This window comes from Georgenia subflava (genome assembly GCF_009193155.1).
Taxonomy (GTDB): Bacteria; Actinomycetota; Actinomycetes; order Actinomycetales; family Actinomycetaceae; genus Georgenia; species Georgenia subflava.
Genome location: NZ_VUKD01000004.1, coordinates 303,857 through 318,595, shown reverse-complemented (window position 1 = coordinate 318,595; position 14,739 = coordinate 303,857). Strand labels below are relative to the sequence as shown.

Below are 14,739 nucleotides of genomic sequence, written 5' to 3'. Positions count from 1 at the left end.
CCGGCCGATGGAGCCGGAGAATCTCTTAGGCCGTACTGGTGATGGCCGGCCTTGTCTGAGCAGGATTGATCCGCGCGCGCAGCATCGCCTGGGACTCGGGATCGACCGAGTAGAGAAGCGTGCCGCGAAGCCCCCGCGTCAGGAGCACCTTGTAGACGTGGCGGACCAGGCGGTCAAACGTGGGCCCGTCGACTGCTGAGCGGGAGCGGAAGTCGGGGTCCTTGTTGTACTCGCGACGGGAAATCCAGCGGTCCTTCCGCCACACCAGGTCCGGACCGAGGATGACTCCGTTCCAGGCGTACTCGAAGCCCTGGGCCGTGTAGACGCACCCGACCTGCTCGAAGCCCGCAGGGTCGGACGCCCACAGGGACGACGGCGGTGCCCCGCCCACGGCCCGATCGCTCTTGAGGTTCCACGGCTTCGACCACGAGCCGACGCGCACGTCGGGGACCAGAGAGCCGTCCTTGTTCGGGTCGCTCCAGGGCCAGCAGAACCCTGCCGTCATGCGGGCGTTCTCGCCGGCGGCGACCCTGGCGCGCAGCCTGCTTTCGAGTTCCTCGACGCTGTCCACGACGTCGACGGAGAAGTCAGGCTCGTCGCGCCAGACGTCGCCTTCTGCGGTGACCCGAGGCGACTCGGCGCCGAGACCCAAGAGGCCATGGACCCACTCGAGGTACCGGTCGCTCCCTCCTGCGCGGAACTGACCGGCGAGGTCGACCTGGTGCACATCGATGCCACGCTCGGCCGCGCGAGCCTTGATGTCGGCGACCGTCCCCATCTCGCCCGGCCTTACGACCTGGTGCTCGTCGAGCAGGAAGACTGGCACGCGGGCGACGTCGAGAAGTTCCTCGACCTGTGGCCGGGCGTTCTCGCGCAGCGCCTTCGGTGTGTACCGGTGGACAGACTTCTCACGGATGCGGTGCGCCTCGTCGAGCACTGCGACGTCGACCGTGTTCGGCTCGGCTGCGACGAAGGAGTTGAAGTACTTGAAGAGGTTCTTGGTCCGGCTGGAGCCACGTCCCGCGACCTGTCGCATCGTCTGGGTGAACGACCTGGAGCCCGTCGCGTGCACGACGGCGTCGCCGCGGCGTGCGAGCTCGCCCATGACGGAGAGGGCGATCACGCTCTTGCCGCTCCCCGGCGCCCCGGTGACCACCACGGCACGTTTCTCGCCGCCCCGGTGGGCATCTGCGACGGTCTTCAGGACCAGCTCGTACGCGACTCGCTGCTCGTCAAGTAGTACGAACTGCTCGCGATCCTGAATCTCGGCCGCCGCGTGCGCGAGGAGCTGTTTCGACGGTCGGGCGGGCGAGGTCAGGAATACGTCTGCGGCGTCCTCCCCCGAGCCGGCGAGGTGCTTCCGCAGGAATTCCTGGAAGTGCGACCGTCGCTGCCCGGTGAACATCGAGATGCCCGTCCGCTCCGCCGTCAGCCACAGGTCTTGCACGAGGCTGTCGGTGGCGTTGTGGAGGTACGCGACCGGGACGACGGCATCGACGTCGTCCGCAAGGACAGACACGAAGTCGCTGAGGTACTCGCAGTAGGCGGCTACTTGGATGGCCGGATGCAACGCCGGACGGTAGGGAGCCCCAGCTACGTCGACGAGTGTGTCGCTGCCGCCCCAGCTCGTGGCACCACTCCATTGCTTCAGCTCGACGACGACGTAACTTGGTCGGCCGGTGACCGGGTGGCGGCCGGCGAGCACGACGTCGACCCTCTTGTTGGACAGCGGGAGTCGGTGCTCGAGAATGACTTCGACCGCCGAGAGGCCTGCTGCGTCGAGATCGGCAGCGAGGACCGGGAGACTGTTCCGCCACGCGCGGCGCTCACTCTGGCCCGGCAGGGCATTACCGTGCATGAGGAGATGGTTCCCCAGGGCGTCCTCAAGCACCGAGAAGTCGTCGCTCGAGCTCGCGCGTAGTGCGGACGCGGAAAGCCTGACGCTCTCGACCACTGACTTCCCCTCGGGCAGCACGAATCAACGTGCGGAGGGGACATGTCTGGGGAGCCAGAAGTCCGTCGGTACCGCTGGTGCCCAACATACGCCGCCGAAGGTTTCGGAACGTGGATTCGGTATAACCGTGTCGGTACCGTGGTTGGATTGCCGCATGACAGACAACGACGTCGACAAGCAGACGGACCTTCTCATAACGACCGTCGAAGCGAAGCTTCCGCCGTCTGCAGAGTGGACCTTCCCGGGCGGCTACCCGAACAGCCTTGCGCTCGGCGTCATCGACGCGATCCAGTCGATGGGCGTTCGGTATGGCAGCGTCGTAAAGGTTGTCAGCCGTTACTGCCATCATCGCGATCGCGATGGCGGCGATGCGTACACCGACGGGCTCTCGGAACTGAGGACGACCTTCGACGAGCTTGGAGTCGCCGAGTGGTCCGCCACTATCGGCAATGGGCACCGGACGTCGACCGCCCCGGGGGCGCCGCTGAAGGCGGAGGCGATCTACCGGGCGGCGAACGCCCTGACCTCTCGCGGCATCAACTCCGTGGATGATCTGCAGAAGGCCGCCAGCAACGGAGAACTTGACGGGATCAAGGCAGCGTGGCGCGCCGTCCCTGGACAGAAGTCCGGCATCAGCTGGCGATACCTCCTCATGCTGGCGGGAGTGCCGGGGGTGAAGCCCGATCGAATGATCCGGCGGTTCGTCGAGGGCGCCGCCGGTAAGTCGTCAGCGCTGACTGACGCGGCAATCGCCACACTCGTCGAGCGAGCCGCAGAGAAGCTCGACGTCTCCTCAAGCGTGCTCGACCACACCATCTGGCGGCATCAGTCAGGGCGGGAAGTGCGTAAGCCCATGGATCGGCCCGCTGCAGTATCGGTATGAACACAAGCCATGGCGGCCGGCCTGCTGACCGTCGCGGACGACGACATGCCCTGGTGACAGTGATGGTCCGGAGGTTGTGAGTCTCCTCCGGGGTGTCGCTCACCGGCTTGCGCGACTCACCCACCGGGGTCCGCACCAGTCCCGCAACATCGTGCAGAGCGGTTATCAGTCGGCTCCAGGACGCACGAACCCCGACTCGTAGGCGCGGACGACGGCTTGCGTGCGGTCCCGAACCCGGAGCTTGGCGAGGATCGAGCCGACGTGCGTCTTGACCGTCTCGGTGCCGAGGAAGAGCTCCGCGCCGATCTCCGGGTTGGACAGCCCGGACGCAAGCAGCCGGAGCACCTCCTGCTCCCGCTCGGACAGCCGCGCGCGGGCGAGCCGGTCGCCGTCGACGGCGGCGCCGGACGCGGCGACGAGCCGGCGCAGCGCCGTCGGGAACAGCAGGGCCTCTCCCCGTGCGACCACCCGGATGCCCTCGAGCACCTGCTTCGGGTGGGCGCGCTTGAGGAGGAACCCGCTCGCGCCGGCGCGCAGCGCGTCGAGGACGTAGTCATCGTTCTCGAACGTCGTCAGGACGAGCACGCGCGGGGCGGCGGCACCCGCACGGTCGGCGTGCGTGAGCAGCGCGCGTGTGGCCGAGATGCCGTCAAGGCCAGGCATCCGCACGTCCATGAGGACCACGTCGGGGCGCGTCCGGGCGACGGCGTCGGGCACGTCAGCGCCGTCGGCCACGTCGCCGATCACTTCGAGGTCGGGCTCGGCGTCGATGATGTAGCGCAGACCGCCACGCACGAGCGCCTCGTCGTCGACGAGCAGGACCTTCACCGTCATGACGCCTCCCCCGGCAGCCGGACGCGGACCACCCACCGGCCCTCCTCGACGCCCCAGGTCATCTCACCACCGAGGGCGACAGCCCGCTCCCGCATCCCGTTCAGGCCCCGCCCGCTCCCGCGGTGACCGGCTCCCCCGCCGCCCAGGCCGTTGACCACCTCGACCTCGACGGCCGGGCCAACCGTCTCGACGGCGATGCCGATCGTGCCGTCGCCGTAGCGCAGGGCGTTTGTCGTCGCCTCGCGGACGACGGCGTAGCCGGCACGCGAGACGAGCGGTGCTACCCCGTCGGTGGCCGGGAGGGCGAGCGTGACGTCGGCGCCGGCGGTACGCAGCTCGTCGACGAGCTGCGGGAGGTCGGCGAGGGTGCGGTCCCCCGCGGCGGCCTCCGCGGCCGACGGTGCCTCCCCGGCCCGGAGCAGTCCGAGCGCACGGTCGAGCTCGGCGGCGGCGTCCCGGCCGGTCGTGGCGATGGCGGCGAGCGCGGACCGGACGAACTCCGGGTCGCGGTCGAGAGCCCGCTCCGCGGCGGCCGCCTGCAGGGACGTGACGGTCAACGCGTGCCCGACGCTGTCGTGCAGGTCGCGGGCGAGGGCGTTCCGGGCGGCGAGCCAGCGCTTGTCCTCCTCGAGCTGGGCGATCCGCTCCTGCGCGGAGGGCCCGAGCAGCACCGGTGCGAGGAGGCGGAGCAGCTCGCCGAGCCCCCACACGACGTACGCGGGCACGGCGAGGAGAACGATCGCGAGGACGACGGCGGGCACCACCGGCAGGTCGCGGAACGCACCGAGCGCCTGCGCGAGGACCGTGACACCCGCCTGCCGCGCGACCAGGGTGACGGCGAGCGGCACGCAGACGAGCAGCGAGAGGACGGCGACCGCCCCGCCCACGAGGTGGGCGGCGTACCAAGCCGCGCCGCGCAGGCTCGCGCCGGTGCCGCGTCCGGGCAGGACGGGCAGGACGGGCAGGTCGGCGTCGAGGAAGGTGCGGGCCGCGAGCGCCTCGAGGACGCGGACCGAGTGGAGGAACGGCGGGGCCAGGACGATGGCGGCGGTCACGACGACGAGCACCGTGATCACCGCGCGCGGGACGTCCGGCTGCCCGTACATCTGGCCGAACCCCGCGACGAGCAGCCCGTAGGCGGCCGCGACCACACCGCCGATGACCAGGAGCACCCCGCGGCGCGGGGTGCTCGCGCTGGTCAGCGGCAGCAGCGCCTTCGGGACGGCCATGGCGGCAAGTCTGCCCGAACGACTCACCACCACGGACCGTCCCTCCTCGTCGGGGCGCGTGCCGGACCTCTCACCGGGTTCGGAGCCGCGCGTCGTCGATATCCGGCGACGCCTGCCGCTCGCCGCCGCGGCGCAGCGCGTACGCCAGCGTCGCCGCGCCGAGCGCCAGCCCCCACAGCGGCCACAGGAGCGTCGGCCCGGCAGCGGCCCAGTTCTCCACGATCTCCAGCGCGACCTCGCGCTCGAAGATCTGGCGCGTCATCGAGATCCCGGCAGGGACGAGCACGACGGAGACGAACGCCGCGGGCACGATGGCCGCCGCGGGCCGCACCCGGCGGCCGCCGAGCACCGGCACCCAGGAGGGCACGACCTCGCCCCAGCGCTGGACGAGACCGAGGGTGAGGAGCGCCCCGACGACGGCGAACGCACCCAGCCACACGCCCGCCAGAAGCGAGCCCTCGGCCCTCCCCGCCTCCCAGACCTCGCGGTCGAAACCGAGCGGGTAGACCATCCATGCGAAGCGCGTGAAGGCGTACACGAGCGGCGGCACGACGGCGACACCCACTGCCCACCTCCCCCACCGGGCGGCGGACTCGGGCCGCGCCCAGGAGGGCACGGCGGCCGGACGGCGTCGTAGGTGCTCGCGGGCCGCCGCGCCCCACAGCAGGACGCCGGCGACCACGGCCACCTGGACCAGGAGGCTGGTGTCGACGCCACGTACCAGGGATTCGCGCATGCCCTCGTGGAACGGCGCCATGACGACGGCGAGGGGCAGGTATCCGACGAACGCCAGGAGGCCGGCGGTCAGGATGAGCAGGATGAGCATCCCGCTGGCGACGGCTCCCACGACCACGGGCCCGGCGCCGGTGCCCGGCCGGGCTGGTCCGCCGTCGTCGGTGCGGCTGTCGGCGGCGAACCGCCCGGCCGTCCCGGCGAGCACGGCGGCCAGCGCCGCGGCCAGGACCAGGAAGACGGGGAGCGGTAGGAGCCCGGCGAGCGCGGCCGTCGGGGTGGGCATGCGGTCGGCGAGCGCGAGGTCGGTGCCGGTCGCGGCGAGCAGGAGACCGGCGCCGGCGGCGAGAGTCCAGTACGTGGCAGTGATCGTTGTGTATCTCATGCCTCCACCCTCGTCAGCCGCCGGAGCGGGCGGATCACCCACGACGGTGGTCCGTCCCGGTTCCGCTCCCCCGTGCGAGGGAGCCGGTGCTCAGGGAATTCCCGCACGCGCGTCAGCCAGTGGCGCAGCATCCGCACCGACACCCGACCGTGCCTGGCGAAATCGCCGATGCCGAACATGGCACCAGATCTACGACCTCACACGGTGTCAGAGTCAAGGGCCGCGAGGGATCGAACTGGCGGCGCCCCCTTTGTCGCGCCCGGTGCAGCGAAATCGCGGCGTGGGCAGCCCGTCCACTGCCCACTACCTTCTGCCTATGGACAGTGCCGCAGGAGATGCGCAACCGCGCGAGTTCATCGACACCGACCTGCGCGGCGCCCGCTTCGTCCGCTCCAGCCTCGCAGGCAGTGTGATGCGCTCGGTCGACATCGCCGGGGCGGACATCGACGCGCCGTGGCTCCTCGACGGGGAGAGCAGGCTCTTGATCAACGGGGTCGACGTCGCCCCGCTCGTCGAGGCTGAGCTCAACCGCCGGATGCCGGGACGGGAAGCTCGGCGGGCCGTGGATCCAGAGGGCTTGCGGGAGGCGTGGGCTGCCGTCGAGCGCACGTGGAAAGCCACGCTGGAGCGGGTGGAGGGCATGCCGGAAGGCAGTGTGGACGTGTCCGTCGCCGGGGAGTGGACGTTCGCCCAGACGCTTCGGCATCTGGTCATGGCGATCGACACCTGGCTCGGCACAGCCGTCCTCGAGCGTGCGGACGCCTACCACCCGATCGGCCAGCCGAACGACGAGTACGAGATGGACGGCGGGGACATGTCGGTCTTCTCGATGACCGACCCGACGTATGCCGAGGTGCTTGAGGTGCGCGCCGACAGGGTGACGCAGGTGCGCGACTTCCTGGCTAACGTGACAGTGGAGCAGCTGGCCCAGCAACGGCCGAACCCTTGGTCCCCGGACTACCCGGAAACGATCCTGTCGTGCCTGCACACGATTCTCGAGGAGGAGTGGGAGCACCACCGATTTGCCGTACGCGACCTGGACGTGATCGAGACACGCCAGGTCTGAGCAGGCGCGGCAACGGGCGGAGCGTGGGCGAGCCAGAGCCGGCGCGTCTCACGCGCGCTGACGTTCATCCCGTCGGCGCATCAGCTCCTCGACGGCGCTCGGGAGGGTCGTCTCGAAGTCGATCAGGTTCGCCCAGGTCGGGGTCACGACGACCCGGACCATGCCGTCGTAGATAGAGCGCACCTCGGCCTCCCACTCGACGCGTTGCTCGGGCGTCATCTGATACGTGCCGTTCGCCTGCATGTACTCGTCCGGGATGCCGTCGACGACGTCGAGCTCGGCCCTGCCGCGGATCAGCAGGATCAACGGCGGGTGCACCTCGGTGTCGATCGTCAGGGCCACCGCAGGGTTGTGCCGCAGTGCCGGGAGCTTCGGGGCGTTCGTCGCGGTGCACATGACGATCTCAGTCCCGTTCCAGACGAACCCGATCGGGACGACGCGCGGTGTGCCGTCCGTGGCGGTGTAGGCGAGCCGGGTGATGTCGCGGGCCAGGAGCTGCTGGCTGGTCGGGTGGTTCAGGACCTCGGCGATCTCGTCGGGTCGCATGGGCATACCTCCTTCGTCACGTGGCCGGCGCGGCCACTCGTGTCCCGGGGACCGAGCCGGAACCAGTTTCTCGACACCACAAGCGCGGACCAACACATTTCCGGGCGACGGGCCCGGCCGGCCGTCGCCACCCCGCATGTCCGGCGAGGACGACCACCCCGCATGTCCGGCGAGGACGACGTCGCGCGGTCACGTCCCGTTCACGCCGTACCGGTAGCGTCCGCGGCAACCGACCGAGAGGCTACGACCTATGCGCCGAACCATGACCGCCGCCACCGTCCTCGCCGGCCTGCTCCTCGCGGCGCCGGCCGCGGCGGCACCGCCCGACCACGCCGCCGGCTCCGACAACCCGCGCTCCTCGCGCACGGCGAGCCTGCTGTACTTCCACGACGCCCACGAGATCGGCCCCGTCCTCACCGGCGGTCAGGACCGCGGTGGCGTCGCCCGGCTCGCCACCGCGATCGACACCGTGCGCGAGGACAACGCCGCGACGTCCATCGTCTTCGGCGGCGACCTCGCCGGCGGGACGCTGTTCGGCGGCCTGTACAAGGGCTTCCCGATGGTCGAGGCGTTCAACACGATCGGGATCGACCTGGCGAACTTCGGCCAGCACGACTTCGACTTCGGGGTCGACAACGCCCGCGAGCTCGTCGCCGCCTCGCAGTTCCCGTGGATCACCTCCAACCTCGTCGACGCCGACGGCGAGCCGTTCGTCGCCGGCGGCACGTGGGAGGTCCAGCGCGTCGGGCAGATCCGGGTCGGGTACATCGGGCTCACCGACGCCATCGAGACGACGTCCGCGGGCGACCAGCTCGACGAGCTCGACGCGATCGCCTCGGCCCGTGCCGCCGTCGAGGAGATGAGGGCGCAGGCGAACGTCGACGTCGTCGTCGCCGTCACCCAGCACCCGATGGACGAGAACCGGGAGCTGGCGCGCGCGGTGCCCGAGATCGATGCGATCTTCGGCGAGGAGATGGCCGAGTACGACTCCGTCGTCGAGTGGGAGGGTGACGTCCCGCTCATGGCGTCGGAGGGCAACATGGGTTCCCTCATCCGCCTCGACATCACGAAGGACCGCGGCGACTTCACGCTCGCGCCGTCCGTCGTCGAGGTCGACCACACGGTCGCCCCCGACCCGGAGCTGCGCGCCGTCGAGGAGTACTACGAGGCCGAGATGGAGGAGAACCTCTCCACGGTCCTCGCCACGGTGGAGACGCCGCTGCTCAACCCCGACCACGCGAGCCGGCAGCGCGAGACGGCGCTCGGCAACTTCGTCGCGGACGCGTTCCGCGCGTACCACGGCACCGACATCGGGTGGATGAACGGCGGCGGGATCCGGGCCGAGGCGCCCGGCCCGGAGTTCACCACGCGCGACGCGTACGCGATCGCCCCGTTCGACAACAAGGTCATGGCCGTCGACGTCTCCGGCGCCGGGATCGTCCAGTCGCTCGAGCAGGCCGTCAGCCGGGTCGACGCGCTCGGCGGCGGGTTCCCGCAGGTCTCCGGCATGTCCTACGACTACTCCCCCACCGCGTCGGTCGGCTCGCGGGTCAGCGACGTGCGCGTGGCCGGCGAACCGATCGACCTCGCCGCCACGTACAGCGCTGCGGTGACGAACTACGTCGTCGGAGGCGGGGACGGCGTCACCGGGTTCGCCGACGGTGACGTTCTCGTCCCGGCGTCACAGGCTCCGAGCGACGCCGAGGCGATCGTCGCCCACGCCACCGAGCTGGGCGTCATCGACGTCATTACGGAGGGCCGGATCACCGTCCTGCCGTGATCTCGCCCGGGTGCCCCGGACTCGTGACGCGTCCGGGGCACCCGGTCCGGCTCGGTGTGGCGGCGACCGAGCACCGGTGAGCAGCAGGTTCGAACCGCGCGAGCAGGACCGTTCCGCCGTCCGGCGCATAGGCTGCCCGACATGCCGAACCCGACTGCCGCCATGCTCGTCATCGGCGACGAGATCCTCTCCGGCCGTACCCGGGACACGAACTCCTACCACCTGGCCGGTGAGCTCACCCGCGTCGGGATCGACCTGGCGGAGATCCGGGTCGTGCCCGACGACCACGAGGTCATCGTCGACGCGCTCGACAGCCTGCGGTCGGCGTACACCCACGTGTTCACCTCGGGCGGGATCGGCCCGACGCACGACGACATCACCGCCGACGCCGTCGCCGCGGCCTTCGGCGTCGGGATCGACGTGCGCGACGACGCCCGCGAGGTCCTCGAGGCGGCGCTCGCCCGCCGTGGGCGCACAGTCACGGCTGACCAGCTGCGCATGGCGCGCATCCCCGACGGCGCCACGCTGATCATCAACGACCTCTCCGGCGCACCGGGGTTCACCGTCGGCAACGTCCACGTCATGGCCGGGGTCCCGAGCATCTTCGTCGCGATGGTCGCCACCGTGCTGCCCACGCTCGAGACCGGCGCCCCGCGGCTGTCCCGCGAGGTGCGCTTCGAGGTCGGCGAGGGACGGATCGCCACCCCGCTGCGCGAGCTCGCCGAAGAGATGACGGCTGTCACGATCGGGTCCTACCCCTTCCGCGACGGTGAGGTCCACGGGACGAACATCGTCGTGCGCGGCACCGACCCGGTCATGGTCGACGAGGCGGTCGCGCGGCTCGAGGCCATCCGGACCGCCATCGGGACAGCCTCCACCTGACCGGCGCGACACCCCAGCCGGGTTCTCGCTCCCGGCCCCGGCGGATGCCCGAAGTCTCGGGTCTGGTGGGCCGCCGAGTCCCGTCTTGGCGCCGCTACCCTGAACCATGGACCGTGAGCGGTCAGTCGCCACGACCGGCGCACCAGACGCGTTCGCCGACCGCCTGAGGCACCTGCGCGAGGCGGCGGGTCTCAGCCAGGAGGAGCTTGCCCAGCGCGCGCGGATCTCGACAGACGCGGTCAGCGCGCTCGAGCGGGGCACCCGGACCCACCCTTACCCGAGCACGGTTCGCTCGCTCGCCGACGCGCTCGCCCTCGACCCCGCGGAACGGGCCCGCCTCATCGCGTCGCTGCCCACGCGCGGTGGCCGGTCTGAACAACAGTCACCGCCCGAGCGCCAGGCCGTCCGCTCCCCGCTCCCCCGCCCACCGACGTCCCTGCTCGGCCGCGACGACGACCTCATCACCCTGGCCGCCCTGCTGACCGACCGCCCGCTCGTCACGCTCACCGGACCGGGTGGCGTGGGCAAGTCCCGGCTCGGCACGGCAGTCGCCGAGCGCGTGGCAACCCGGCTGCGCGACGGCGTCGCCTGGGTCGCGCTCGCGCCGGTGATCGACGAGAGCCTGGTGCTGCCCGCCATCGGTCAGGCCCTGGGCGAGATCGGCGCGGGTGCTGGAGCGCCCGACGTTCTGGCTGCCCTTGCCGAGCTGCAGCTGCTGCTCGTCGTCGACAACCTCGAGCACCTCCGCGGTGCTCCGCTCATCATCGCGGACGTCCTCGCACACTGTCCCGGCGTACGTGTGCTCGCCACGAGCCGGGCACCGTTGCGGATCCGGGGCGAGACCGAGTTCCCCGTGACACCGCTGGCCCTGCCAGAATCCGGTGTGACGGATCCGCAGACACTCCGGGCGTCGCCGGCCGCGGCGCTGCTCCTCGAACGCGGTCGAGCCGTGCGCCCCGGTCTGGTCTTCACCGAACGTGACGCGGCTGCTGTCGTCCAGATCTGCCAGCGGCTGGCCGGTCTGCCGCTCGCCCTCGAGCTTGCCGCCGTCGGACTGCGTTCGCTCACGCCCGCGGAGCTGCTGGACAATCTCGAGGAAGTGCTCGACGTCGCCGGACCGGTGGATCTGCCCGCACGCCAGCACACCATGCGCGCCACCCTGGACTGGAGCTACGGCCTGCTGCGCGAGCAGGAGCGCACCGCGCTGCGCCGCCTCTCCGTCTTCACCGGCGGCTTCACGGTGAGCGCTGCCCGGGCGGTGCTCGAGGCATCGGACGTCGTCGCCTCGATCGACCGCCTCGTGACCCAGTCGCTGCTCGTCGCTCACCCACAGCAGGACGGGCACACCCGGTACGAGCTCCTGGGTCCGGTGGCCCGCTACGCCCGCTCGCTCCTCACACCCGACGAGGCCCTGGATGTCGGCCAACGTCACTGTCGACACTTCCTCGAGATCGCCGAGCGTGCGGACCTGCACCGACAGCAGGGGCAGCGCGAGCGGCTCCACCACCTCAGCGCCGAGGACGGCAACATCGGTGCCGCCGTCGACTGGGCCGTCCGCCACGACCACCACGCCCTCGCCGCACGCTTCAGCTGGGCGTTGTGGCGCTACTGGTGGCTGCGCGGTCAGGTGGTGCCGGCACGTCGGCTCGTCGAGGAGATCCTCGCCGCCGACCTCCCCGACGCCGCCCGTTCCCATGCGCTCGTCGCCGCCACCGCCCTGGCCGAGCCGGACGTCGGGACCACGTTGGTCCGGGAGCGATGCCTCGAGGCGTTGGAGCTGGCCCGCCGCGCCGACGACGTCGAGGTCGAGGCGGCCGCACGCACCCGCCTGGGCCTGCTCGCTCTGGAGCAGAACGATCCCGCGAGCGCGGAGAACCACTTCCGCGACGGTGCCGAGGCCGGAGGCCGCGCGTCCGGCGCCGGGGCGTGGTTCGCCGCAGCCTGCCTCGTGTTCCTGGGCGCCGCCCGACGGCACCGGCACGACGACCTCGGCGCCGCGGAGGCCGCCAGGGCCGGCCTTTCCGCAGCAGAGCAGGAGGGCGACCGGACCCTCGTCACCGTCGCCCTGTACAACCTCGCCCAGGCCGAGCGCGCCCTCGGGCGGGACGCCTCCGCCCGGACCCACCTCGCCGAGGCAGTGGTGACTGCCCGCGACCTCGGGGACGCGGCCAACCTCTCCTATCTCCTGGACGCCATGGCAATGCTCGACTCCGCCGAGGGCGACCACGGGCGCGCGGCCACCCTGCTCGGAGCTGCCGCCAACCTCCGCAAGGTGATCGGCACCGCGGTGTACGGCTACTACGCACCCGACCTGGTCGCCCGCGACGCCGCAGTCGAGGTGTCCCGGTCCGCGCTCGGGGTCGACCGCTTCGACGCCGAGCACCGCGCAGGCGCGGTCCTGGACATCGAGGCAGCTGCCGCCCTCGCCCTCCACGGCCACGACGCCGGGCAGGCCGACGGCGTCGATGCCGGCTCCCCCGGCGGCGGCGAGCACGACCGGGACAGCCTCACACCCTGACACTGCAGAGTGTCCCGACAGCGTCCGGGTGCTGTCGGTGCCGTGTCGGGCGCGACCGGAGCACCTTGGTGGAGTCCTGCTCCACCACCTGAAAGAAGCACCTCATGATCGAGTTCCACGACCTGACGAAGGTCTACGGCACCACCACCGCCGTCGACCACCTCACGGTCACCGTCCGCCCCGGCGTCGTCACGGGCTTCCTCGGCCCGAACGGCGCCGGCAAGTCCACCGCGATGCGCGCCGTCCTCGGTCTGGACCGCCCGACCTCGGGCACCGTCCTGGTGGCCGGCCGCCCGTTCGTCGAGCACCCGGCCCCGCTGCACACCATGGGCGCCCTGCTGGACGCCCGGGCCGTGCACCCCTCGCGCACCGCCCACCGCCACCTCCTCGGGCTCGCACGCTCGAACGGCATCGAGCCCCGCCGGGTCGACGAGGTCCTCGACCTCGTCGGGCTGAGCGCCGTCGCGCACCGCAAGGCCGGCACCTTCTCGCTCGGCATGGCCCAACGCCTCGGGATCGGCGCCGCACTCCTCGGCGACCCGCAGGTGATCATGCTCGACGAGCCCGTCAACGGCCTCGACCCCGACGGCATCCGCTGGATCCGGACGCTGCTGAAGTCGCTCGCCGCCGAGGGCCGCACGGTGTTCATCTCCTCCCACCTCATGAGCGAGATGGCGCTGACCGCCGACCACCTCATCGTCCTCGGCCGCGGCCGGCTCATCGCCGACGCACCGCTCGCGGACCTGACCGGCACCCGCACCGCCGTCCGGGTCCGCACCCCGGAGGGCACCCGGCTCGCCGCCGTGCTGGCCCGGCCGGGCGTCACCGTCACGCCCGACGACGGCGGCCTGACCGTCACCGGCGCTGACAGTGACGAGATCGCCGCGACCGCCCTGGCCGTCGGCGTGCTCGTCACCGAGCTCACCCCGCTCCACGACTCCCTCGAGGACGCCTACCTCGCCCTCACGAAGGACGAGGTCGAGTACTCCGCACAGCCCACCACCGCTACCACCACGAAGGTTGCCCGATGACCACCCTCCAGCTCTCCGACACCCGCCCCGCCACCGCCGGGCAGGTCACCACCCTCCGGCGCGTCGTCGCCTCGGAGCTCACCAAGCTCCGCATGCGGTCGACCGTCACCTCCCTGGCCGTCGCGGCCTTCCTGCTCGTCGCGATCGCCGCCGCCCTGGCGATCGGCGTCGTCGTCCAAGGCGCCGAAGGACTCGACGCGGCCCCTGGCGCCAACCCGGCCACGGCCGCGTTCAACGGCGTGAGCACGGCCGCGTGGGCGGTCGCGGTCCTCGGCGTCATCGCCGTCACCGGCGAGTTCGCCAGCCACTCCGTCGCCACCACGTTCTCCGCGGTCCCGAACCGTGGACTGGTCGTGGCAGCGAAGGCACTCGTCCTCGGGGCGGTCACGCTGGCCGTCATGCTCCCCGCCATGGTGATCACGTTCGTCACCGCGCAGCTGATCCTCGCCCGCGCGGGCGTGACGATGTCGTTGCTCGACGCCGGCGTGCTGCAGGCGGTGGTCGGCGCCGCCGTGTACCTGACGGTCGTCGCGCTGCTCGGTGCCGCCGTCGGCTGGCTGATCCGCAGCACCGTCGGGGCCTACATGTTCCTGCTCGGCGTCCTGATGATCCTGCCCGCCCTCGTGGGCCTGCTCCCGGGCGACGTCCCCGGCACCGTCATGCCGTACCTTCCCGACGCCGCAGGCGTGGCCGTGATGCAGCTCGAGCCTGTACCCGGCCTGCTGAGCCCGTGGGCCGGATTCCTGGTGCTCGCCGCGTACGTGGTCGGCGCCCTCCTCCTGGCAACGGTCGTGGTCCGGAGGCGCGACATCCGCTGAACGGTCCGACGTGCGGGGCGGGGCTTCGGCCGCGCCCCGTCGTGCTGCCTCCCGCCGGATGAACGACGTCGCGCGAGGGTG

12 protein-coding genes are annotated in these 14,739 nt (G+C 71.6%); 7 read left to right on the top strand and 5 right to left on the bottom strand.

Annotated elements, in window-relative coordinates; translation table 11 throughout:
• Nucleotides 1-25: 25 nt before the first annotated feature.
• On the bottom strand, nucleotides 26-1,954 hold the full coding sequence (locus tag GD748_RS14870; RefSeq protein ID WP_226921408.1) for a DUF2075 domain-containing protein: 1,929 nt from the start codon (nucleotides 1,952-1,954) through the stop codon (nucleotides 26-28).
• Nucleotides 1,955-2,108: 154 nt separating this feature from the next.
• Here GD748_RS14870 and GD748_RS14865 point away from each other — a divergent pair, with 154 nt between their 5' ends.
• The gene (locus GD748_RS14865; protein WP_152196000.1) at nucleotides 2,109-2,837 is read left to right on the top strand and encodes a heme peroxidase; all 729 of its coding nucleotides are present in this window, start codon (nucleotides 2,109-2,111) and stop codon (nucleotides 2,835-2,837) included.
• A gap of 165 nt (nucleotides 2,838-3,002) precedes the next feature.
• On the opposite strand, the gene GD748_RS14860 is transcribed toward GD748_RS14865, so the two are convergent.
• The 3 genes from GD748_RS14860 to GD748_RS14850 form a co-directional block, all read right to left on the bottom strand.
• Entirely contained in the window at nucleotides 3,003-3,671 is a 669-nt protein-coding gene (locus GD748_RS14860) for a response regulator (protein WP_152195999.1), read from the bottom strand.
• On the bottom strand, nucleotides 3,668-4,900 hold the full coding sequence (locus tag GD748_RS14855; protein ID WP_152195998.1) for a sensor histidine kinase: 1,233 nt from the start codon (nucleotides 4,898-4,900) through the stop codon (nucleotides 3,668-3,670). Before GD748_RS14855 ends, GD748_RS14860 begins: the two co-directional genes overlap by 4 nt.
• Before the next feature lie 70 nt (nucleotides 4,901-4,970).
• Entirely contained in the window at nucleotides 4,971-6,017 is a 1,047-nt protein-coding gene (locus tag GD748_RS14850) for a hypothetical protein (protein ID WP_152195997.1), read from the bottom strand.
• Between the two features lie 316 nt (nucleotides 6,018-6,333).
• Here GD748_RS14850 and GD748_RS14840 point away from each other — a divergent pair, with 316 nt between their 5' ends.
• Entirely contained in the window at nucleotides 6,334-7,083 is a 750-nt protein-coding gene (locus tag GD748_RS14840) for a DinB family protein (RefSeq protein WP_152195995.1), read from the top strand.
• Between the two features lie 48 nt (nucleotides 7,084-7,131).
• Here the strand turns inward: GD748_RS14840 and GD748_RS14835 are convergent, their stop codons facing one another.
• Nucleotides 7,132-7,629, bottom strand: a complete 498-nt coding sequence (locus GD748_RS14835; RefSeq protein WP_152195994.1) for a pyridoxamine 5'-phosphate oxidase family protein — start codon at nucleotides 7,627-7,629, stop codon at nucleotides 7,132-7,134.
• A gap of 262 nt (nucleotides 7,630-7,891) precedes the next feature.
• Between GD748_RS14835 and GD748_RS14830 the strand changes: the two genes are divergently transcribed.
• The 5 genes from GD748_RS14830 (at nucleotide 7,892) to GD748_RS14810 (ending at nucleotide 14,658) form a co-directional block, all read left to right on the top strand.
• On the top strand, nucleotides 7,892-9,409 hold the full coding sequence (locus tag GD748_RS14830; protein WP_152195993.1) for a bifunctional metallophosphatase/5'-nucleotidase: 1,518 nt from the start codon (nucleotides 7,892-7,894) through the stop codon (nucleotides 9,407-9,409).
• 141 nt (nucleotides 9,410-9,550) lie between these two features.
• Nucleotides 9,551-10,291: a competence/damage-inducible protein A gene (locus GD748_RS14825; RefSeq protein WP_152195992.1), complete on the top strand. Its 741-nt coding sequence runs from the start codon at nucleotides 9,551-9,553 to the stop codon at nucleotides 10,289-10,291.
• Between the two features lie 106 nt (nucleotides 10,292-10,397).
• Nucleotides 10,398-12,809, top strand: coding sequence for an ATP-binding protein (locus GD748_RS14820; protein ID WP_152195991.1), 2,412 nt, complete (start codon nucleotides 10,398-10,400; stop codon nucleotides 12,807-12,809).
• Nucleotides 12,810-12,913: 104 nt separating this feature from the next.
• Nucleotides 12,914-13,840 carry an ATP-binding cassette domain-containing protein gene (locus tag GD748_RS14815; RefSeq protein ID WP_152195990.1) on the top strand — a complete coding sequence of 309 codons (927 nt, stop codon included), beginning with the start codon at nucleotides 12,914-12,916 and terminating at the stop codon, nucleotides 13,838-13,840.
• Complete coding sequence (locus tag GD748_RS14810; protein WP_152195989.1) at nucleotides 13,837-14,658, top strand: ABC transporter permease family protein; 822 nt, start codon at nucleotides 13,837-13,839, stop codon at nucleotides 14,656-14,658. Before GD748_RS14815 ends, GD748_RS14810 begins: the two co-directional genes overlap by 4 nt.
• Nucleotides 14,659-14,739: the final 81 nt, after the last annotated feature.

Excerpts from the sequence above, each read along its gene's own strand:
- GD748_RS14865 (WP_152196000.1), top strand. The coding sequence starts at position 2,109 with ATGACAGACAACGACGTCGACAAGCAGACGGACCTTCTCATAACGACC.
- GD748_RS14860 (WP_152195999.1), bottom strand. The coding sequence starts at position 3,671 with ATGACGGTGAAGGTCCTGCTCGTCGACGACGAGGCGCTCGTGCGTGGC.
- GD748_RS14855 (WP_152195998.1), bottom strand. The coding sequence starts at position 4,900 with ATGGCCGTCCCGAAGGCGCTGCTGCCGCTGACCAGCGCGAGCACCCCG.
- GD748_RS14850 (WP_152195997.1), bottom strand. The coding sequence starts at position 6,017 with ATGAGATACACAACGATCACTGCCACGTACTGGACTCTCGCCGCCGGC.
- GD748_RS14840 (WP_152195995.1), top strand. The coding sequence starts at position 6,334 with ATGGACAGTGCCGCAGGAGATGCGCAACCGCGCGAGTTCATCGACACC.
- GD748_RS14835 (WP_152195994.1), bottom strand. The coding sequence starts at position 7,629 with ATGCGACCCGACGAGATCGCCGAGGTCCTGAACCACCCGACCAGCCAG.
- GD748_RS14830 (WP_152195993.1), top strand. The coding sequence starts at position 7,892 with ATGACCGCCGCCACCGTCCTCGCCGGCCTGCTCCTCGCGGCGCCGGCC.
- GD748_RS14825 (WP_152195992.1), top strand. The coding sequence starts at position 9,551 with ATGCCGAACCCGACTGCCGCCATGCTCGTCATCGGCGACGAGATCCTC.
- GD748_RS14820 (WP_152195991.1), top strand. The coding sequence starts at position 10,398 with ATGGACCGTGAGCGGTCAGTCGCCACGACCGGCGCACCAGACGCGTTC.
- GD748_RS14815 (WP_152195990.1), top strand. The coding sequence starts at position 12,914 with ATGATCGAGTTCCACGACCTGACGAAGGTCTACGGCACCACCACCGCC.
- GD748_RS14810 (WP_152195989.1), top strand. The coding sequence starts at position 13,837 with ATGACCACCCTCCAGCTCTCCGACACCCGCCCCGCCACCGCCGGGCAG.